The organism is Bradyrhizobium sp. AUGA SZCCT0158, assembly GCF_018130065.1.
Classification (GTDB): domain Bacteria; phylum Pseudomonadota; class Alphaproteobacteria; order Rhizobiales; family Xanthobacteraceae; genus Bradyrhizobium.
The window spans coordinates 1-19,640 of the sequence record NZ_JAFCME010000028.1 but is presented as its reverse complement, the minus strand read 5'-3'; the positions used below and the strand labels follow the sequence as shown (position 1 = coordinate 19,640).

General features: G+C 59.3%; 24 protein-coding genes. 17 read left to right on the top strand and 7 right to left on the bottom strand.

The window, feature by feature from the left end:
* Window positions 1-330 precede the first annotated feature (330 nt).
* On the bottom strand, window positions 331-876 hold the full coding sequence (locus JQ574_RS29015; protein WP_192737176.1) for a sigma-70 family RNA polymerase sigma factor: 546 nt from the start codon (window positions 874-876) through the stop codon (window positions 331-333).
* Window positions 876-1,082, bottom strand: coding sequence for a NepR family anti-sigma factor (locus JQ574_RS29010; RefSeq protein WP_212384122.1), 207 nt, complete (start codon window positions 1,080-1,082; stop codon window positions 876-878). The genes JQ574_RS29015 and JQ574_RS29010 overlap by 1 nt, the downstream gene beginning before the upstream one ends.
* Before the next feature lie 283 nt (window positions 1,083-1,365).
* Between JQ574_RS29010 and JQ574_RS29005 the strand changes: the two genes are divergently transcribed.
* Complete coding sequence (locus JQ574_RS29005; RefSeq protein WP_212206346.1) at window positions 1,366-2,172, top strand: response regulator; 807 nt, start codon at window positions 1,366-1,368, stop codon at window positions 2,170-2,172.
* A 224-nt stretch (window positions 2,173-2,396) separates the two neighbouring features.
* Here the strand turns inward: JQ574_RS29005 and JQ574_RS29000 are convergent, their stop codons facing one another.
* Window positions 2,397-3,443, bottom strand: coding sequence for a low specificity L-threonine aldolase (locus tag JQ574_RS29000; protein ID WP_212206348.1), 1,047 nt, complete (start codon window positions 3,441-3,443; stop codon window positions 2,397-2,399).
* A 234-nt stretch (window positions 3,444-3,677) separates the two neighbouring features.
* Window positions 3,678-3,845, bottom strand: a complete 168-nt coding sequence (locus JQ574_RS28995; protein WP_212206349.1) for a hypothetical protein — start codon at window positions 3,843-3,845, stop codon at window positions 3,678-3,680.
* A 442-nt stretch (window positions 3,846-4,287) separates the two neighbouring features.
* Here JQ574_RS28995 and JQ574_RS28990 point away from each other — a divergent pair, with 442 nt between their 5' ends.
* From JQ574_RS28990 to JQ574_RS28925, 14 genes are all read left to right on the top strand, one after another.
* On the top strand, window positions 4,288-5,544 hold the full coding sequence (locus tag JQ574_RS28990; RefSeq protein WP_212384121.1) for a site-specific integrase: 1,257 nt from the start codon (window positions 4,288-4,290) through the stop codon (window positions 5,542-5,544).
* Between the two features lie 230 nt (window positions 5,545-5,774).
* Entirely contained in the window at window positions 5,775-5,978 is a 204-nt protein-coding gene (locus JQ574_RS28985; protein WP_212384120.1) for a helix-turn-helix domain-containing protein, read from the top strand.
* Window positions 5,975-6,115 carry a hypothetical protein gene (locus JQ574_RS28980; protein ID WP_212384119.1) on the top strand — a complete coding sequence of 47 codons (141 nt, stop codon included), beginning with the start codon at window positions 5,975-5,977 and terminating at the stop codon, window positions 6,113-6,115. The genes JQ574_RS28985 and JQ574_RS28980 overlap by 4 nt, the downstream gene beginning before the upstream one ends.
* Window positions 6,116-6,119: 4 nt before the next feature.
* Window positions 6,120-6,554: a hypothetical protein gene (locus tag JQ574_RS28975; protein WP_212384118.1), complete on the top strand. Its 435-nt coding sequence runs from the start codon at window positions 6,120-6,122 to the stop codon at window positions 6,552-6,554.
* Window positions 6,555-6,637: 83 nt separating this feature from the next.
* The gene (locus tag JQ574_RS28970) at window positions 6,638-7,588 is read left to right on the top strand and encodes a hypothetical protein (RefSeq protein WP_212384117.1); all 951 of its coding nucleotides are present in this window, start codon (window positions 6,638-6,640) and stop codon (window positions 7,586-7,588) included.
* A gap of 257 nt (window positions 7,589-7,845) precedes the next feature.
* Window positions 7,846-8,229 (top strand): hypothetical protein, encoded by a 384-nt coding sequence (locus JQ574_RS28965; RefSeq protein WP_212384116.1) that lies wholly within the window; start codon window positions 7,846-7,848, stop codon window positions 8,227-8,229.
* Window positions 8,230-8,278: 49 nt separating this feature from the next.
* On the top strand, window positions 8,279-8,635 hold the full coding sequence (locus JQ574_RS28960) for a hypothetical protein (RefSeq protein WP_212384115.1): 357 nt from the start codon (window positions 8,279-8,281) through the stop codon (window positions 8,633-8,635).
* Entirely contained in the window at window positions 8,632-8,982 is a 351-nt protein-coding gene (locus JQ574_RS28955; RefSeq protein WP_212384114.1) for a hypothetical protein, read from the top strand. Before JQ574_RS28960 ends, JQ574_RS28955 begins: the two co-directional genes overlap by 4 nt.
* Window positions 8,982-9,278 carry a hypothetical protein gene (locus tag JQ574_RS28950; RefSeq protein WP_212384113.1) on the top strand — a complete coding sequence of 99 codons (297 nt, stop codon included), beginning with the start codon at window positions 8,982-8,984 and terminating at the stop codon, window positions 9,276-9,278. The genes JQ574_RS28955 and JQ574_RS28950 overlap by 1 nt, the downstream gene beginning before the upstream one ends.
* 59 nt (window positions 9,279-9,337) lie before the next feature.
* Window positions 9,338-9,535 (top strand): hypothetical protein, encoded by a 198-nt coding sequence (locus JQ574_RS28945; RefSeq protein ID WP_212384112.1) that lies wholly within the window; start codon window positions 9,338-9,340, stop codon window positions 9,533-9,535.
* Window positions 9,536-9,547: 12 nt separating this feature from the next.
* A complete protein-coding gene (locus JQ574_RS28940; protein ID WP_212384111.1) occupies window positions 9,548-9,853 on the top strand; it encodes a hypothetical protein in 306 nt (101 codons plus the stop codon).
* Between the two features lie 98 nt (window positions 9,854-9,951).
* Window positions 9,952-12,498, top strand: coding sequence for a bifunctional DNA primase/polymerase (locus tag JQ574_RS28935; protein ID WP_212384110.1), 2,547 nt, complete (start codon window positions 9,952-9,954; stop codon window positions 12,496-12,498).
* Between the two features lie 973 nt (window positions 12,499-13,471).
* Window positions 13,472-13,669, top strand: coding sequence for a hypothetical protein (locus tag JQ574_RS28930; RefSeq protein WP_212384109.1), 198 nt, complete (start codon window positions 13,472-13,474; stop codon window positions 13,667-13,669).
* Between the two features lie 513 nt (window positions 13,670-14,182).
* Window positions 14,183-14,419: a hypothetical protein gene (locus tag JQ574_RS28925; protein WP_212384108.1), complete on the top strand. Its 237-nt coding sequence runs from the start codon at window positions 14,183-14,185 to the stop codon at window positions 14,417-14,419.
* A gap of 13 nt (window positions 14,420-14,432) precedes the next feature.
* Here JQ574_RS28925 and JQ574_RS28920 read toward each other — a convergent pair whose 3' ends face one another.
* From JQ574_RS28920 to JQ574_RS28910, 3 genes are read right to left on the bottom strand one after another with little or no spacing between them, the layout of a single operon-like run.
* Window positions 14,433-15,335 (bottom strand): hypothetical protein, encoded by a 903-nt coding sequence (locus tag JQ574_RS28920; protein ID WP_212384107.1) that lies wholly within the window; start codon window positions 15,333-15,335, stop codon window positions 14,433-14,435.
* A gap of 37 nt (window positions 15,336-15,372) precedes the next feature.
* Window positions 15,373-16,476: a pentapeptide repeat-containing protein gene (locus JQ574_RS28915; protein ID WP_212384106.1), complete on the bottom strand. Its 1,104-nt coding sequence runs from the start codon at window positions 16,474-16,476 to the stop codon at window positions 15,373-15,375.
* Entirely contained in the window at window positions 16,466-17,197 is a 732-nt protein-coding gene (locus JQ574_RS28910; protein ID WP_212384105.1) for a hypothetical protein, read from the bottom strand. Before JQ574_RS28910 ends, JQ574_RS28915 begins: the two co-directional genes overlap by 11 nt.
* Before the next feature lie 395 nt (window positions 17,198-17,592).
* Between JQ574_RS28910 and JQ574_RS28905 the strand changes: the two genes are divergently transcribed.
* Together JQ574_RS28905 and JQ574_RS28900 are read left to right on the top strand one after the other, a co-directional pair.
* The gene (locus tag JQ574_RS28905; protein ID WP_212384104.1) at window positions 17,593-18,201 is read left to right on the top strand and encodes a hypothetical protein; all 609 of its coding nucleotides are present in this window, start codon (window positions 17,593-17,595) and stop codon (window positions 18,199-18,201) included.
* Window positions 18,202-18,658: 457 nt separating this feature from the next.
* Window positions 18,659-19,066 carry a hypothetical protein gene (locus tag JQ574_RS28900; RefSeq protein WP_212206351.1) on the top strand — a complete coding sequence of 136 codons (408 nt, stop codon included), beginning with the start codon at window positions 18,659-18,661 and terminating at the stop codon, window positions 19,064-19,066.
* The last annotated feature ends 574 nt before the right edge of the window (window positions 19,067-19,640 follow it).

Sequence of the window (19,640 nt, the reverse complement as noted above, 5' to 3'; positions counted from 1 at the left end):
CGCGTAGCGCTGGGTGAGGGGGTACAGGTCTATCAATTGGCACGAGCGTTCGCGGTGAGAGCCCCTCACCCCAGTCCTCTCCCCGCAAGAGCGGGGCGAGGGAGTCGATCCATCCGGAACCGCCCGCGACCCCCGCGCATTTATCCGTATCATCGCAATTACGGAGACACACCATGGGACGCTATCTGCTGTTATGGATGCTCGGCATACCTCTGCCGATTCTCGTGCTGATCTACGCCTTCGGCGGCCTGAACTAGAAACCCAGAACTTCCCGACAACAAAAAAGGCGGCCCGGTCGGGCCGCCTTTTCGTCATGCGAACCGGTGCATGTCAGTTGTTGCCGCCGATCACCGCGCGCACCGTGTTGTCGGGGCCGAAATCCTCGGCGCCGTCGACATAGAGCAGGGCGGAAAGCTTCGAGCGCGCGCGGTTGACGCGGCTCTTGATGGTGCCGACCGCGCAGCCGCAGATGGCGGCAGCGTCCTCATAGGAGAAGCCGGAGGCGCCGACCAGGATCAAGGCTTCGCGCTGGTCCTGCGGCAGCTTGTCGAGCGCGACGCGAAACTCCTCGAACTCCAGATGCGCGTTCTGCGCCGGCTGGGTCTTCAGCGTCTTGGCGTAATTGCCCTCGGCGTCCTCGACCTCGCGCCGCCGCTTGCGATAGTCGGAGCGGAACAGGTTGCGCAGGATCGTGAACAGCCAGGCCGGCAGGTTCGAACCGGGCTGGAACGAGTCGATGTTGGCGATCGCGCGCAGCAACGTTTCCTGCACCAGATCGTCCGCACGGTCGCCATTGCCGCTGAGCGAGATCGCGAACGCGCGCAAGGACGGTACCGACGCCAGGATGTCGTCGCGAAGTGAATCTGTGAGAGGCATTACTCCCTCCCGTCAGTTTTTGCAGCTTGGTCCGGTTGGGCCGTTTGAGCCACCGCCGCTTCGGGCCCGTCGAGCTTCCGGATCAGCTCCGCAAAGCGGTCTGGCACCCCTTGCCGCACCACGTCGTCATACATGGCGCGCAGCTGGTGGCCGATTCTAGACTGGATCTCTGCATTGAGACCGCCCTGCTTCTTTGCTTCTTTCATGATGTCATCCACGCTTCCCCGAGTGTTAAGTACCTTGTATTTCAAGACTTTTCCTCGAAATTAGGCCTTGGCCGCCCGCGCTCTTGGTCAAATCCTAATGCGATGGGTCCCGAAAAGTTCCGAAATTGGGGAACTGTTTGAAGGAACTTTTTCGCCGCTCAGGCGTATTCGGGGATGACAGGGGAACCGGGTCGCCCCGTTTCAGGATAGGCTACGCCGGACCAGGCGTTCAGGTTCGACCCAGATGTGGCCCGCACGGGCCTCAGACAAGGATGGAGTGGGGATGTCCCGATCACAGCTCGTTGCTGAACATTTGCCGCTGTTGCGGCGCTACGCCCGCGCGCTGACCGGAAACCAGTCGTCAGGTGACGCTTATGTCGGGGCCATGCTGGAGGCCCTGCTGCAGGATGGCTCGCTGCTCGACGAAAAGCACGGTCCGCGCGCCGGACTGTTCCGGCTGTTCACGCAGATCTGGAATTCAGTCTCGGTCAACGAGAACCCGGATGTTGCGACGCTGGCCCTGCCGTCGGAGCGCCGGCTCTCGAACATCACGCCGTTGCCGCGCCAGGCCTTCCTCCTGCTGTCGCTAGAGGGTTTTTCCGAAGAAGAAGTCTCGTTCATCCTCGGCACCGACATCGCCGAGACCCGCAAGCTTGCGGACGCCGCCGGCCGCGAGATGGCGGCGGAAATCGCCACCGACGTTCTCATCATCGAGGACGAGACCTTCATTGCGATGGACCTCGAAAGCCTCGTGAAGAACCTCGGCCACAACGTCATTGGCGTCGCCCGCACCCATGCCGATGCGGTCGCGCTCGCCAAGAACAAGAAGCCGGGCCTGATCCTCGCCGACATCCAGCTCGCCGACGGCTCGTCCGGTCTGGACGCGGTCAACGAGCTGTTGAAGGTGTTCGAGGTCCCCGTGGTGTTCATCACCGCCTACCCCGAGCGCTTCCTCACCGGCGAGCGTCCGGAGCCGGCGTTCCTGATCTCCAAACCGTTCCAGCCCGCGATGGTCTCGGCGGTGGCGAGCCAGGCGCTGTTCTTCCAGCGTAACTCCCGCAATCGCGCCCCACGGGCGGCGACGGGTTAGTTCGTAAGGCTATCGCTTAACGGCGCGCTTCACAGCGCGCCGTTTTTCTTTGTCGTCGCTCCGGCTTTCTTTCGTCGTCCCGGCGAAGGCCGGGACCCATACGCCGCGGCCGGAATTGTTGGAAAGAAAGATAACGACCAGCGCGCAAACAATTGCCGCCGGTGGTTGGTTATGGGTCCCGGCCTTCGCCGGGGACGACGGAGGATAGAGTTGAGCTGCGCCACTCACTTGCGCGCCCCACACACCTCCCTGATATCCCGCGCCAGCGCATCGACCCTGTCCGGATCGGCGTCCCAGGCGAACATGAAACGCGCGCCGCCGCCGATGAAAGTATAAAATTGCCAGCCGCGCTGGCGCAGCGCTTCCAGCCGGTCGGCGGAGGCGCGCAGGAACACCGCATTGGCCTCCACCGGAAACATCGGCTTGAAATCCGGCAGGTCGGCGACCGCGGCAGCGAGCCGGGCGGCGCCGGCGTTGGCATGCTGCGCATTGCGCAGCCACGCGCCATCCTGCAGCATGCCGACCCAGGGGGCTGCAAGGAAGCGCATCTTCGAGGCAAGCTGCCCCGCCTGCTTGCAGCGATAGTCAAAATCCTCGGCGAGACGCGGATCGAAAAACAGGATCGCTTCGCCGACCGCCATGCCGTTCTTGGTGCCGCCGAAACACAGCAAATCGACTCCGGCCTTCCAGGTCATCTCCGCCGGCGAACAATTCAGCGACGCACAGGCGTTGGCAAAGCGGGCGCCGTCCATGTGCAGCCGCAGGCCGATTTCGCGGCAGGTCGCTGACAGCGCGCGGATTTCAGCCAGCGAATACACCTGGCCGGTCTCGGTCGGCTGCGTGATCGTGACCACGCGCGGTTTTGGGAAATGAATGTCGGATCGACCGGTGGCGAGGGCGACCACCTGCTCCGGCGTCAGCTTGCCGTCCTCGCTCGCCGCGATCAGAAGTTTTGAGCCGTTGGAGAAGAATTCCGGCGCGCCGCATTCGTCGGTCTCCACATGCGCCGACGAGGAGCAGATCACGCTGTGATAGGACTGGCACAGCGACGCCAGCGCCAGCGAATTGGCGGCGGTGCCGTTGAAGGCGAAAAACACCTCGGCATCCGGCTTCTCGAACAACGCCCGGAACGCATCAGAAGCGCGCTGGGTCCAGGGATCGTCGCCATAGGCGGTCGCGTGCCCCTGATTGGCCTCCGCCATCGCCGCCCACGCTTCCGGGCAAATGCCGGCATAATTGTCGCTCGCAAACTGCTGGGGATTGGGGGTCATCGCTGGGATCGCTTTCGTCGGGAGATCTGCAACCGGGCAGCCGGCTCGGCACCTTTTGCCAAGGTTTTTTATCAGGCTGCAAGGCGGCTTTGCCGACGGGGGGCATCATTTGCGACGAAACCAGGCCGTGTTCGCATGGCTTTCAACGAAAAACCCGCCGGGTTGAGTGGCGGGCTTCCCTGGCATTACCTCTCGCGCGGGCCGTGGCGGCCTACGCGACCTTCCGAGCACCGATCAACCCTTGTACGTCCCGGCGACGACCATCCGCACCGCCAGAAGCATTTCGTATTGGGCTTTTGATACCTGATGGCGTTCGCCACCGGACACGATGTCGAGTTCGTTGTCCGAGAGCGCACTGTCTTCGAAGCGAGCTGCGTAAGCGTCGTTGATCTGCACGTTCATGGCAGTTCTCCTGTTTGCGAGGTGGGGCGCGACCACCGCGTCCCCTTGTCCCTCGATTTGGAGAATGCCCGCTGCCGAGCCGGAAAGCTGTTACCTGGGGAACAAGCCCCGCGCCCGACCTGGCTGAGTACTTGGCCGGGTACAAAGCGGAAATCGATCGGCCAGCGTTTGCCGCAACGATCAGGGGGAACGGAATGCCAGCCGGACAATTCGTTGTCAGGCGCAAAATAAAAAGCGGGGCGCGACCGGCATCACCCCGACGACGCGTAAACTCCGCCCAACTCCGCCGTTCACCGCACAACTAGGAAAGCACTGCGGCGCAGGCGTTTCTTCGCCCTTAACTACTCTGCCAAGCTCCGCTGTTCTCCGCTCGCGCAGTGGACTAAAGCGAGGGCGCGACCGGAAGCCCTTTGCCGCTCGCGCCCTGACCGGAGTTCGTCCCATGCCGATGCACGTTCTATCCGACGCCGCCGTCGCCAAGATCATCGCCGCCAAGACCCCCGGCCGCCACGCTGACGGCAAGGGGCTTTATCTGACCATCAGGCCGTCAGGTACGGCGTCGTGGTCGTACAAATACCGGGTAGGGGCAAAGGTGACGGAAGTCGGCCTTGGCGGAATGGACGTGACCCTAGACGCCGCTCGCGATGCCGCTGACGCGCTGCGCAAGGGCCGCCGGGATGGGATGGACCCGAAGGCGGTCCGGCTCGCGGAGAAGGCCGCCAAGACGGCCGGGTCCGACGTGCCGACGTTCGGCGACTTCATGCGCGAACAAGTCGCCTTGATGACCTTCAAGGGCGGCGACGATGCCCGGACAAAATGGATGCGCCCGCTACAGATACACGCTCCGGCGTTGATGCCGCTGAAGGTCGATGCGATCACGACTCCCCATGTCGTTGCCGTGCTGCAACCGATATGGAAGTCGCGGGCGAAGACGGCGCGAGAAATCCGGGGCCGGATTAAGACCTTGCTAGACGCGGCGAAGGTGCTGAAGCATCGACCCGACGAACAGAATCCCGCCGCGTGGTCCGGGCATATGGAACACTTGCCGCAGTTCAAATCGGCGGACCGCAAGCGCAAGGTTCGGCCGCTACCGGCCGCCAAGCCTGAAGACGTGCCCGCCGTCGTCGCTGAGATTCGCGCGGACCCGTCGCCGTTCGACCTGACTAGCGAAGCGCTCGAATTCACAATCCTGACCGGCGTCCGCACCGGAAGCGTTCGGTTCATGAGAATGGTGGAAGTCGATTTTGACGAAGCCGTGTGGACGGTGCCGGGCGAAGCCCTCAAAGTCGAAGACGACTCCGAAGACGACGGAAGCTTTAAAGTCCCGCTGTCGCCGCGAGCGCTGGAAATCCTCAACAAACGGCGCAACTATGCCACGAAGTACGTCTTCCGGGGTATCGACGGCGCAGGGTCGGCGCTTGGTATGAACGCGCTTAATCATGCGCTCGCCCGTGTCCGGCCAGGAATCACAGTTCACGGATTCAGAAGCTCGCTTCGGGATTGGGTTGGCGACTACACGAACCATCCGCGCGAGATAGCCGAACACGTCCTAGGCCATCGCGTCGGCGGCGCTGTCGAACGGGCATACCGTCGCCGTGACGCCTTCATCAAACGCCGCAGCCTAATGAACGATTGGGCCGACTACGTCACCGGGACTCGGTCATTGGGCGACTTCATCGCCGCATTAACCAATCGTTAAGAACTTTTCCGGCCCGTCTTGTATTCCGGCGGCGCTGTACCCATCCTAGCAGCGCCGGGACTAGTTCCTCGGTGACAGGCGACCCGATGCTTACAGGTTGTTCGCCTGCCACGACAGTTCGGACCTTTTGCTGTTAAGGGCGTCTCCCGAAGCCGGGCCACGACCCGCCTAGTCCGTAGGTTTTACCAACGCCGAGAGCGTCAGCGCTTCATCTATTGGAGCGCAGACCCATGTCCGCCGTATCCGATCCCGAAGTCCCCATCCCGTTCGAACAGCAAAGCTTTGCGCCTAAGCGCATCGCCGAGATTCTAGACTGCGCCGAGTCCACGGTCTTCGAGCTTATCGCGACCGGCAAGCTGAAGACGTTCAAGCTTGGCCGCGCCCGCCGCGCTACCGGCAAGGCCATCAACGAGCTTCGCGGGGTGTCGTCATGACCACGCTCCGCACGCTCGAAATCGCGCGTCGCCGCGTCGTTGAAGAGTTGGTTCAACGTGAACTGGCGAAGCTGACAGTCAACGAACGCCGACGCTTGCGCCTGACGCTCGAAGACGAACAGCGGCGCAGGCGGTGACGCCATGCTCACTCCCCAACAACTCGCCGACGCCATCGACGAAGCGGAATGCAGCTGCACAATGGAAGCGGTTGCCGCGTTGCTGTTCGCGACGCATCCCGAAAGAGCCAAGCGGCTGCATGACATGCCGTTCGGCGGCGAACCATCGCAATTGCAAATGCACATTCGCGCCCGCGCCGATGCGCTGCTGATGCATCTTGAAATGAACGTGACGGACCCGCGAGTGAAGGCGGCTTGCATCGCGACGCTCTATTTCAACGATGAAAAGTACGGCGGAAAAATTCCGGCGCAGGCGTACCGACTCGCGACCGGCACAGGACTCAAACGTGGAATCAACGCGGGCGCGCTCGAAATCAAAAACCTGATTTGCGCATGTCCACGACGCAAGGCGCGGCGTCTGGAAATTCTGCGCGCGGCTATCGGGGTCAAGAAAGCTTGACCAACAAACCGGGTTTTCGACGCCGCGAAAGCCTGACTTAGATCAATCATCGAATTCAAACTAACCCCATCGGAGTAACGACAATGGCAAACGTTTCAGTGAAGAGCCCCGACAATAGCGCGAAGATCAAACGATTCTTGCCGCCCCCTTCGCAGAAGTTTTTCGCGAAGGAAGTCCAGCGCGCCGCCGCGACAGGTGAAGAAAGGCGTCAACGCAGCGAGGCTCGCCAAGCCGAACTGCCCGACCTTCAGCATTTGCAAACATCGCTGCAAGCGGCGATTCAGTCGCCGAAGCGCGACAACGCGATAGAGCGCGACCTAGAAGCACAAATTAAGGAAATCAAAGACAGATGGGCCGCTGAAGATGCCGAACAGGCGGCGCGCGACAAAGACTACATGAACAACGCGACGCCTTCGGCGGTTGGCATCCTTGAACCGTGGATTCGGCTGGACCTGAAGACGCATCAGACGGCGTTCAACTACTTCGAAGAACTTCCGGCGGGCATGACCGAACGCGGCGTCGTGGACATGTGTCGCGAGTTGGACAAGCCGCTGAAAGCCAAGCGCGCCGCCATTCTCAAAACACCGCAGACAACCGCCGAAACCGCAGCCGTGATCGCCGCCGCAGTCGAACGCATGGGACAGAAGACCATTCTGAATGTTCGGAGCGTGCGATTCCTCGATTACAATCTGGACCGCGACAAGTTCGAACAGCGGCCGTTCAAATTGCCGAACGTCGCGCTCTTCGATGGCGTTGGCAAAGCGTTGTCCATACCCGACGCCATGGGCCTGCTCTGTCTGCTCTTCCCGGAAGAAATCACGGACCGCCTTACCGCGCTCGCAATGAACGGCGAACGCGACGACAGCGGGGCAATGAATCGGGGCGACCGCGAAGCCGCGCTTGACGCCGTGGACGCGGAAATTCTCGCCAACGACCGGCGCGGCGAATTTTGGATTCGCGTGTGCCGGGCGAAGAACATCGCAGGCGGCCCCCGCTGGACGCAAGACCCGCGCGCGATTCTCGATTTGGCCTAACAAGTTTCGTCTGCGTGATCCTAACCCATGCGGACGAACGCGACGGGAGGCTTTCCGGGGATGGCGTCCCGTCGCAAGAAATTCCGGTGCAAGCATTCTTTGACCTTGTGGCCGGGCTACTGCGCGCAATCCTCGCGTGGGCAGTGAAGGAGTCGCGTTGCTTGTGAAGTCGGGGCACGGCCCTGCGGGTATGAACACGAACGCAACGCGACTCCGACGCTGTTTGAATTCAACTGTTGCAACACTTGGAGAGTAAAATGTCGAAACTACAAAACACCTACGCAGCCGCCGTCGCTAAGTTCGGAAACGACCTACCCTTAGCTATTGCGCGAGCGTTCGGGGGAGTCGCAGGCGTTGACGACGTGCCGATTTCGAGACGCGATGGCCTGACCGCCGCGCTGAATCGCGTCCTGATCGGCGAAGGCCATATCTCGATGGCGATGGCGAAGGCGGCGGCGCACGGCGACGCGCGGCCGAAGCGTGACGTGATCGCCGATCAGGACGAAGTGTTTCGGGCCATCCGCGCCGAAGCGTTCGGGGCTAACGAAGACGATGACGACGACTCGAAGCCTGTTGCGCAGATCAACCCGCGCGAGATTTATTCGCGCTGGAATGCAAGCAAGCGGCCAAACGAAGACTAACGCGACGCGGGGCAGCGCTCCCAACCCCCAATTCAGAACAGGTGCTACAATGCCAAAAGCGAAAGCAAGCTTCCCCCCGCCGACCATTTCCGACTGGCGCGTGCGTTTCATCGCCGTCGCATTCGGCGCGCCGGACGACAACCAAACAGTAGACGGAATCCCCAACTCGCATGACCGGCAACGCTGCCTTGCGCGCATCCGATTCGAGCGCGAGCACTGGCGTCTAACTTTTGAAGCGACGGCAAAAGGTCATTTCGCGCAGCAAGCCATCGTCGAAGATTATGAATTCTTCGAATCGCATGCGCGCGAGGCCCTTCAGTATCCTGCGCTTATACGAAACAGCGCCCGCATCCGCGCAACGCTTTTGAATCCGGGATTCGAAAAAGAAGAGGGAATTGAGTCATGACTCCGCGAGATTCGTTCACTGCGATGAACCAATACAGACTGACGTTGCTATGCATGCTTCACGGTTCTGAAACGCCCGAGGGAGTCCCGGCCGACAAACGTGCGGCATTTGACGAACTTGTTGAGTACCACAATCAAGACCGCGCAAGGCTCTTCGACACAATTTGCCGAGACGACTTTGGCGCGGTCTTCTTCGAGGATATCTCGCCGGAGTCGCAAGCCGAGGCGTTGCGCGAACTGGAACATACGGCCGCCACCTTCGCGAACTCTTGCCGTTGTGAACTCGAATTTTTGCGCATCGAACAGGAAGAGGCGCTGGAACAAGCCTTCGATGAAGAGATTGCGTGATGCCCCTTCGTACGCAACCATCGAACGAATACATCGAAGCTCTCGCCATTCGTGCGTTGGCCCTCCATCGTGCGAGCGTCGCAGGGAATCCGATTCGGGCAATGGTCGCGAACGCGGGAATGTTCATGGGTTCAATTGAACGTGCGGTCGAACAATGGGGATGGCCCGCCGACCTGTCGCCCTACATCGTTGGGCTTGTCAACGCGGCCATGGTGGAAGTGCTTCACAACGGCCGCGACCTGCGCGAAGCGGTCGCGACGCTTCACCGCGTGAAGCGCAGAATCCGCCGCCGTTGATTCGTTCCTTTGGGATTATTCTGGAATTGTGTTTCTACTATCAGACAGGAGTCAGGACGATGCACAAGCACGAAGGCACCATCAAAGATATCACTGAAAAATTCGGCGATGGCCTGAGCCAGAACCGAGTCTATCAGTATGCCGCCGAAGCGGGCTTCCCCGCGCCGCTGTACACCGTTGGTAAGGCCAAGGTCTATGACATGCGTCAGGTCGCGCGGTATTTCGCGAACCGTACCGACCGGCGCAGAACAGCGTAAGGAGTCCGCGTGATGAAGAGCGCAGCCGCCGGATTCGTTGGACTGTTCGGGCATACGCTGAAGCGTGGCGCGATCAACTGGCAGTTCGAAGTCGTCCGCCGTGATGAACGGGACCGCTACGCCGTCCAGCTTTTCAGTTGGGTCGATGGCTCGCCGACGCATTGCAGGTTGATGACCTTCGAAGAACTGAAGGCCGCACGCCTGTACGACAATGCCGACGATTGGAACGCCGCCGCGCTGGAATACTGGCGTCGTGCTGACGCGCAGGACCGCGCCCGGCGCGATGATCGCGAAGAACTGTTCGAAATGTTCGGCTAAAGGAATCTACCGGCAGCGTCTCCCCGACGATGAAGCAAACAAAAGCCCCGGCCGCGCAGTCAACGCGGTCGGGGCGAGTAACAAAGTCAGGAAGCGACATGTCTAGCAGGTCCGCCCGAAAAGGCAAAGGAACGCCAGAACCTAAAATCGACGCCAAGACCCTTGCACGGTACGGGGCCGATCAGACGTTGATTCCCCTGCGCCACTACTTGGCTAAAGACAGCGAGGGCAACGCGACCGGGAAGCTTCCCCGCAAGGGCTGGACGGAAAAGAGCTACGTCAGCGCCAACGTGATTCACAACTGCGTCCTAGACAACTCCAATGTCGGCTGGCGGCTTGGCCGGGAAGATTTGGTTTTGGATATTGATCCGCGCAACGGCGGACTCGAAAGCTTTGCGCAGCTATGCCACGACGCGCCGCTAGACGAGTCCAGGTTCGTGAAGGTGATATCCGGCCGGGGCGATGGTGGATTCCATCTGTACATGAAGAAACCCGCCGACATGCCAACGCATGAGACGTTGCCCGACTACCCCGGCATTGAGTTCAAGACGATTGGCCGACAGGTCGTCGCCGCCGGGTCGCTGCATCATGCGACCGGCAAAGCCTACACGTTCGACGATGGCGAAGGGCGTCCACGCATTGAGGACGGAGTCCGAAAAGCCCCGAAGGCGTTGCTGCGGTTGATCCAGTACATGCCTAGCGATGGTGACGACAGCGGCGGCGGTAAGATGACTGCCGAAGGGGCTGCATGTCTGCTTGACAAGCTGGACCCGGCGCAGGTCGTGCCGGACAATGACGCATTCGAAGACTTCGCCCCGGCCGCTAAGAAAGCCTGCGCCGACGCCGACGCCGAAGCATACATTCTGGATTGGCTGGCGCGCGACGGGTCTCAAAAATCCCCCGCCCCCCGTTGGAAGTCCTACCGCAACGACAAGCCGGGCGGCAAAGGAGTCGGGACGTTCATTTACATACTGAAGGCGCATGGAGTCGGACAGGGCGCGATTGATTCCGTGTTCGGCGAACGCGACAAGGTGGAAGCCGTTGACGACTTCCCGGACGACCAACCGGGCGCGGCCGATGAATTCGACGCGATGGAAGACGACGACGGATGGCTTGAAGGTGAGAAAGAGCCGCCGAAGTCGCGCGCTTATACGGAAACGAAACTTCCCGCTCTGCTGGACTTCGCGGAAGCCTGCATGATTGAACAGGGCGCGCAACTGTATCAGATGGGCGGCCGTCTAGTGCATCCCGTCCGCGCCGACAAAGACTCGGCCGACGATGAATCGATTCGGCGCAAGGCTGGGTCGCTGACAATCGGCGAAGTGAACCAGCATCGCTTGCGTGAATACGTCATCGACAATGTGCCGTTTCACAAGCTGGACAAAAAGGGCAAGCCAACGAAATACGCCGCGCCGATGGGGTTCGCTGCGCACTATCTGGCGCGCGGCGACAAGTGGCGTGTCCCCAACATCAGCGGCGTGATTGAAACGCCGACGCTGCGCCGGGATGGCACCATTATTGATTGCGATGGATATGATGGGAAGTCGGGACTTCTGCTGGACATGGGCGGCGTTGAGTTCCCGGAGATACCGGACCGGCCATCACGTGCGCAGGCGCTCGAAGCGCTCGCGCTGGTTAAAGAGCCGTTCGCGGGCTTTCCGTTCGTCACCAATGCCAAAGGCCAAAGCGCCAGCCGGTCGGTTATGTTGTCGGCCGCGCTGACTGCGTTGGTCCGGCGGACCCTGCATTCCGCGCCGATGCATGGCACTAGCGCGCCGACCATGGGGACGGGCAAGACGCTGGCAATCGACGTTGTGTCGCTGATTGCCACGGGCCGCCTAACAACGGCAATGAGCCAAGGCGCGAACGAAGAGGAAGACGAAAAGAGACTCTTTAGCGTGCTGCTGCAAAACGATTTGATTCTGTTAATCGACAACGTGAAGCGCCCCATTGAAGGCGACGCACTCTGCACCGTGCTGACGCAATCGACGTGGCAGTCACGAATCCTTGGCGAGAGTCGAAAGGTAGAAGTCCCGACTAACGCGCTGATGCTGGCGAGCGGCAATAACCTGACGTTCAAAGGCGACATGACAACGCGTTCGCTGTTGTGCCGCATGGATGCGAAGATGGAAAAGCCCGAGACTCGCCGGTTCAAGATTGACCTGAAGACGTGGGTTCCGAAACACCGGGTTGCCTTGGTCGTCGCGGGCTTGACCGTGCTCCGTGCGTTCGTCGTCGCGGGTCGCCCCGGCCTTGATAAGCTAACGCCGTTCGGTCGCTTCGAAGATTGGTCGAACCTTGTGCGCGGCGCGCTGGTATGGCTAGGCGAGCCAGACCCGTGCAAGACGCGGTCGTTCATCGCGACCGACGACCCCGAGCAAAACGACCTTGGGCAGTTGATGGCGGCGATCAGGGACAATGCGGGCGGGGAAGAGCATACGGCGAGCGAGCTAATCAAAATGGGGGAGGACACTTCGGACAGCGTGTTGACCGACGCAATCGAGAACGCGGTTCGACGACCGACGCCCAAGACGTTCGGCCAATACCTGCACGCCCGCAACGGCAAGATACTGGAGGGGCTGCGGTTGATGGGCCGATACGACACGCACCTAAAGACATGGAAATATCAGGTCCGGGAGTCCTGATAGGGTTTGCGGGTATGCGGGGCCTGCGGGTACGATTCCAGCCTACCGGGCTTTTCGATTCCACTCTGTGATTCTGTCTTTATTTCTCAAAATAGAATCTAGAATGATTATGTATCACATACCCGCATAGGCTGGAATCGTACCCGCAAGCCCCGCATACCCGCAGACCCATGCCTGACGCTTCGAGCGCTCGCGCGTTCTCTTATTGGTGACAAATGGCCCGGCCGACGTGCTGGACAGGCTATCGGGCAATCTTGCGTATATCCCCTAATCGACCAATGGTTTATTTCTCATTCTCTCCCTGCACTAGGGGCCAGTGTCCGCAACGATACTTCGATCAATAACGAATGATGCTAGCAGTGCATGCCCTTGCACCGTGGTCCCAGCATCAAGCGCATAGTCATAGAGGCATGGCCGGACTCGGAATCGATTCACTGAATCAATAATGAGGAATCGAATCTCCGACGCACGCAGATTCGAAAAAGCTTCTAGGCATGCAGGTTAAGAAATATTTCCGGGTCCTTGGGGGCAGAAAAACGCTATGAGGGAAAACACGGAGCGCAGAACGCGACCCGTAGCATAGGAGAAATATTTTCCCTGCGAAATGTGTAGCGTTAACCCAGAGGAATTTTTCCCGCGCTTCGCCCCATACTGAAATCGTCGGCGTCGATATAGTCGGCGACGCCGACTGGCTTCCTAAGTTGTGGAAGCCCCGGCTTCCACAACTTCGCGAACCGGCCTTTTGGTATCGACCGCAATGAAGCGGCGTCGGCGTTTCGGAAGCCCCGGCTTCCGAAACGCAAAAACCGAAAGGACTCCCCGATGGAGCGGCGCGCGATGATGCGCGACTCCGCTGATGCGATGCGCGACGACGGCGCGATGATGCGCGCTCGCGCAATTTGATTCGTTCCTTTTGAGTCCGGTCGCCACTGCGATACATTCGCGGCCGTCATCAAACCCGAGAGGAATTCACATGTCGAAGCGTCAGCCGTCCCCCGTTCGCTTGCCCTTTGCCGAAGCCGCATCAGCCTTCGGACTCACGACCGGCGCGACGCGCCAGTACATCAAGCGCGGCGCGCCCTGCGATGGTGACGAAATCGAAGTCGGCGCATTCGCGGCATGGCTCGCCCGAACCACCATAGGAGGCCAACGTGTCCAGCAAGCAGCGTAACAAAGGTGGACGCCCTAACGTGTTGGGCGCGGATTCAATTTACGTTACGACCAAACTAACGCGTCGGCAATTTTCCGCGATAAACCGCATGGGCGGATACATTCCCGGCCGTCGTCCATCGATCATCCGCGACCTTCTGGACGTGGGACTCAAGGTCGCAAGGGCGCGCATCGCACGATGACAGCCCGACCCTGCGTCACATGCGGCATACCCTTCGAGCCGCCGCACCATAACCGGCTGTTGTGTTCGGACGCCTGTCGGACCGAACGTCAGCGCACTTATGACTCGTCGGCCAAACGCCGACAGGCGCGCAACGGCCGCGAGCGAGCGGCGCGGCTGGAACAGCCGAAGCGACAACGAACCTGCGCGCATTGTGGCGACCTGTATGATTCTAACTACATTAGAAAAATCTATTGCTCGCGCTTGTGCAAAGATCGCGCTGTTGCCCGCTCGCGCACCGACCGCCCGCCGCCGAAGCCGCCTCGACTGACCTGCATGCAATGCGCGAGTCCGATGAACGCGCAGAGCAGTCGGCAGAAGTATTGCGGCGGCGCGTGTCGCAAGGCTCACTACATGGCGCAGTTTGCAGGGGTCGAACTGGATCATGAAAACGAAATCGTCGTGAAGGACTTGGAAGAGTGTCCCCGCCGCGCTCGCATCGCGCGCATCGTCGAAGCTTGGGAGTATGGACAGCCGCGCGCGACGAAGCCGGAATGGATGAACCCGGCCGACCGCCGACACTGGCGCTAGCCGGTTAGAACGTTCACTCATCATCCGCGACATCAACGGAATTGAACTTTGCAAATGCGTCAGACCCGAACATTTCAACGTCGCGCTGCATCGCCTTAAAGAGTCCAGATTGCAGAAATCGGACAGGGTTGGCTCTAATACTTTCTGCGACTTTTTCCTGTTGGATCGGCGAGATTTTTTCCATTGCGCTTTTGGTGCGTGCCGCCCTATCGATCAGATAATCAACTAGCTGGATTGGAAGCGTGTACTTTCCTGGCCCGAACGAACCACCCTTGTATAGAACGTTCGTCCCCTTCCACTGCTGCGGATAAAGCGACTCGATGAAGCCAAAGATGGCAAACGGGCCAAGCTTCGAAAACGTGAAACAAACCGACTCGCTTGCTCCAAGGTTTATATCGACCGTTCTCGCTAGGTAACGATTTATATTCGGCGGGAAATTGATGCCGCGACTATCCTCGATCTCTCCGAGTGGCAACAAGTGAACTTCGTATGCGCCCGTATGTTTGTACTCGCCGCGCAGGAGGCGTGACCACGTCAGAAGGGCATCATCAGCGGACGCAAGTTGGCGTTCGTTCAATTGAGTTAGATGGCCTTCCCGCTTCAAATATAGCAGGCTGCGCCAAGATACTGAGGCGCAGAATTTGAGTAGCCATCCGCCGTACCGAACTCGAATTGAAGGGTTGGCGTCATACGGATGAAAAATTTGACCTGCGAATGGGGTTTCGAATGAATTGAACAAATCTTCGCAATCTCGACATAGCCAATCTTGCTTGATGCCATCTTGAGTCCGTCGATTTGGAGTCTCGGCGTATCTAATGTGGCCGCTCTTTTTCAGCCATTTGAACACAAAGGCGGGCAGCACATGGCTTTGCATTAACGGCGCTGTCTTACCGCAGAGTTCACACGCGCCCGTCATTGCATCCTCGTTTCGTTCAAGCGCGGCCGATTCGGCGCTACTTAACGAATTCACCGTCGTAGATTTGGAATGGAATGCTGTACTTGTCGCGGATGAACTTCAGAGAGTGCCGAATGAGTCTAGCTCTTTCGATCTCTTCGTCAGAGTCATAGACTTGCGAATCGAAATTGAGGCGGCGCCCTAACCGATCAGCCTCGGGCCGGGTCACCCGGTTGAACGACCTGCGCGCCATGGACATTAGCCTTAGTGCCGTCAAGGGTTCGCGATAATCCACATAGTTGACGACTCCATCATCCTCTAGCAGGAGCGCACTATCTCTTAGTTCTCTGCGTGCGACCCTACCGACTAAGGCGCGGCGCGCCATCGGATTTGTGGAAGTCACAATTGGGTCCCATACTTCTTTCAACGAAGAGAAAAAGTGAGATGATGACAACACGCCAGAAACTGCGGCCGACCTAACCTGGCTATCGGAATGGTCTAGAAATTTTACCATCATGTTGAAGGCATCAAGATCATTAAAGTATTGGTATCGAAGCGTGCTTAGTGCGGGCCGCAGTACGGATGGATCGTCTCCGAACTTGGCGAGTAGATTATAGATAAAAGCTTTTTGCTCTTCTCTGGAATCCGTCACGGCCCCCATATGCATAAGGATGCTAAAGCGTACAGTTGAATTCTTCGTGTCTTCAAAGACGGCCTTTGCAATTTGCAGCGATGCGGCTTTATCCTTTTCGGACTCGAGCATTGTGGCGATAGTTATAATTGTGTTCGCCCAATAGTCTGTTGCAAGGCGCTCGACTCGCTCAGCTTGTTCAACGTTCGATCTAAAATAATCCTGCCTCTGTATCGCGTACGCGAACAACGAGTCAGCCGTTTCGGCATCAAACAGCTTGGTCGTCGAGTCCCACCTGACGTTGACACCAATGGTCCCGCGCAGGTCCGCGCCCGTAAAATCAAATCCGCGCAAATCTGAATGCGAGAAGTCCATATAGGACAGGTCCGCGTGTCGGAAATCGGTCTTGGGATTGAGCCCTAAGAACTTGATTTGTTCATGGAAGTTCGTCTCCTCCACCGAAAGGAAGCGGGCCGCCAACTCTAGAGTTGCCGCCGAAATTCTTTCTTCAAGGGATTCATCAGTCTTCAAATGACAAAGCCGATCTTGAAAAGGTGACGACTCCGACGAATGGTTCATCAGGCGAAAGCGCTTTGGACAGAAGTATGTTTAAAAGCTTTTTATGATTAGGGGTTCGAAACGGGATCGGAGATTTCTTGCAATCGAAAATAAGATCTTTTTGCTTCGCGTACGCACTCACTTCGACAGACTTGGAATTAGCGCGGTCAATCGGAGCGATTTTGCAAAGTGGTTCGTCCTTCATGTATGTCAAATCTAGGGTCGGGTCTTCCCAAGGGGGCTCAGTTATCTCCCAAAGCAAATTCCCACGCGCTCGGACACGATGGTGAACTTTGCGTTCGGTTGTGGACACGTTACTCTTCTTTTTCAGCACGCTACTTGTGTCGGCCTTCAGTGTCAGTTCTGGGTTTATCGCCAGTTTGACGCTGCCTCCCCCTGCATCCGTGCTTTCCACTGACACTTCAGTCGAGAGCGTCCGTTCGTGAGTGGCAACGTTATCCTTCGTCGGTTCGCCATATCTTGAACCGGGCACAGGCTCGACTCCGCTTAGGTCCATGCTGAGCGTCATTCGCTTGAGTCCAACGGAAAATTCTAGATCGTTGGGGCCGTCAAGCTGAGCGGGGTGGACTCGAAGCTCGACTCGAACTTCCTCCTCGGTTTCGTCCTCCCGTTTCTTCGGAATGCGCACTGATAAATCCACAAGAGTGGGAATTGAATTGCCTGTCTTTACCATCGCGGTTCTCTTGTTCTTGACACGGCTGCGGAACGCGCGACTCGCGAAGCGTTCAACACGTTATGATTGCGTTAGACAGTCCGGCGGTCAACACGGAATCCCAGTTCACCCCCTCACACCGCGATCATAGTCGATGACCTCGCCCCAGTTCGGACGCGGATCGATCCAGCCGACGCTTCCGCACTTCGTACATTTCAGGTGCGCCAGTATGTCAGCCCAATCCCATTCCGGCAGGTCGTCCAATTTCACGACCGACGAATGCCAGCAACGTTCGCGAGGGTCGCCGACAGGCGGGCCGACGCAATAGACAAGAATAGATTTGAAGCCAGCCGCCTTCGCGGTCGTCGGCGTCCCGCCGGACCAATACCGGAGTCGCGAGTTCGGTTTTTTCCGCCATGGCATGGGCCATCAAACCGCAGCCGCGCCAGACTCGCGAATCACACCATCCCTTGCGCCCGGAACAGCATCGCGCCGCGACCGGCGGCGGCTGTGGAAAGGTTAACAAGCGAATCGTCATGCGGAGCGATGATGCCCGCGTGAGATATCGGTTCGGCTCGTGCGGGTCGTGGCGTATATCGGCGGACCCCAACGATGGAGTCGAAGCGATGATACGAACAGCGAAGATTGCGCCAATGTCGGTCCCGGACAAAATGTCGGACGACGAATGGAATCAGGTTCGTTCTACCGGCAGCCGTGCGATGCAGATTTTGCGCGAGCGCGGCAAATCGAATCCGGTCAATGCGCCCGGTGACGTGACGGCGAGACACCACGGCTTGCGCATCGACTATTCCGAACGGGGGCAAATGTTGCCGCTTGTCAGCGATGACGGCGTGTTCTTATGCGACGTGAACGCCGACCGGCGGCCGTCGCTGACTATCGAAGCTGTCGGCCGCAGCGTGATGGTGATTCGAAACTGGACCGATGACCCCAACGCAGACATTGAGCTTCACGACTATAAGCCGGGCGAATGGCTGAAGGCGTTCCGGGCTGACCGACCGGGTTGATTTGCACTCCCCCGGCCATGGCGGCGAAAGGCGGTCCAGAACGGGCCGCCTTTTTCGTCACGATGCACAGTGGCGCGAGCCCCGTCCATGCGCTGGCGGCGTCATGGCGCAGGGGTTGGATGGGTCGAACGAATGGCCGCTGTACGGGGCTTAGAACGGTCCATCGGGTGCCGGGGGACCAAAAGTCAACCGATAGGGATTGCGATCAAGCAAAAAGACTTAAATATCAAATAGATAAAAAGCGGGGCGCGACCGGCATCACCACGGTCGCGCCCCACATCACCGGTCTATGGGGCAGGGGGAATGACCGGCTTTTGGAAAGACTCACAAGCCAGAGAGTCGTTCCAGGCGCTTTCAAATATTTTCGTACACGGTTAAGTGATCGGTTGTCCGCCGAACCCGCACGGCCTGGTTCGTGTTGTGTTCATGATCGCCATGGGGCGAGGGACACACCAACATGTCACAGATTCATAAGGGAATTTTCGGTTCGCTCGCGATCGCCCTGACCCTAGGCGCGGGCGCGGTCCAGCTCGCCTTCGCCCACGACCTGATCGGCAGTCGCCAGGTTACGGCTGCGGCGCCCGAAACCGGCGTCAATCGCGCCGGCAAGTCCGATCGCGCATCGGTTCCCGCCTCGCCCGGGCAAACCCAGACCATTACGCTGCGGCACGACGGCGTCGCCGATACCTCGGTGCTGGTCCGCATGCCTGTCGCCAAAGCGGCGCGCAACGAAACGCGCAACCCGGCCCCGACACCGCCGGTGACCAAGCCCCCGCCCAGAAAAATCGCCATCGCCTGCGAGCCGCCGGTCAGCGTCTTGACCGATGTAGCCAAGCTGCTCCAGCCCGGGCGGTGCGTGACGTAAGCGGTGTTGGTCGCCATCTCTCTTGCGTCGTCATTCCCCGATGCGCGATTGCGCATCTGAGGGCGCGCCGCTTGGCACGAGCCTCGCAATGACGGTTGAGTGCGACAAAACAACCCGACGGGCAAATCAGTTCTGAGTTTCAGAAATCGTGTCAAGTAGAAAATTTCCGTAAATCAAAAATATTTCTGTTGTCGGCCGACCCAAATCAGTGCGCATCTATCGCCATCCCGTCCTGGTCAGAAGGGCGTCGGCCGTCGTCACGGACGTTGGGCGGGTTGCGGTGGACGCTGGTTTACGCCTCGACGACGGCGTGGATGAGCGTACGGCAAAACCGTGTGGTCCTGGCACCCGTTGCAGGTGTCAAGCTGTCGGAGAAGCGCAAGCGGGAACGGCAGCGACGGAGTCAAACCAAGAACTCGTCTCCGGGGAGAGCACGGCATAAGCCGTAAAGCCATTGCGCAGGGAAGGCCGGGTGTTCTCCGCTGCCCTGTATGCTCGTGTGCAGCTTTCTTTGCACTATTCGCACACGAGACCGCGGGTGCAGCGCGCACCCGGTCTTCCCTGCGCCCTCTCA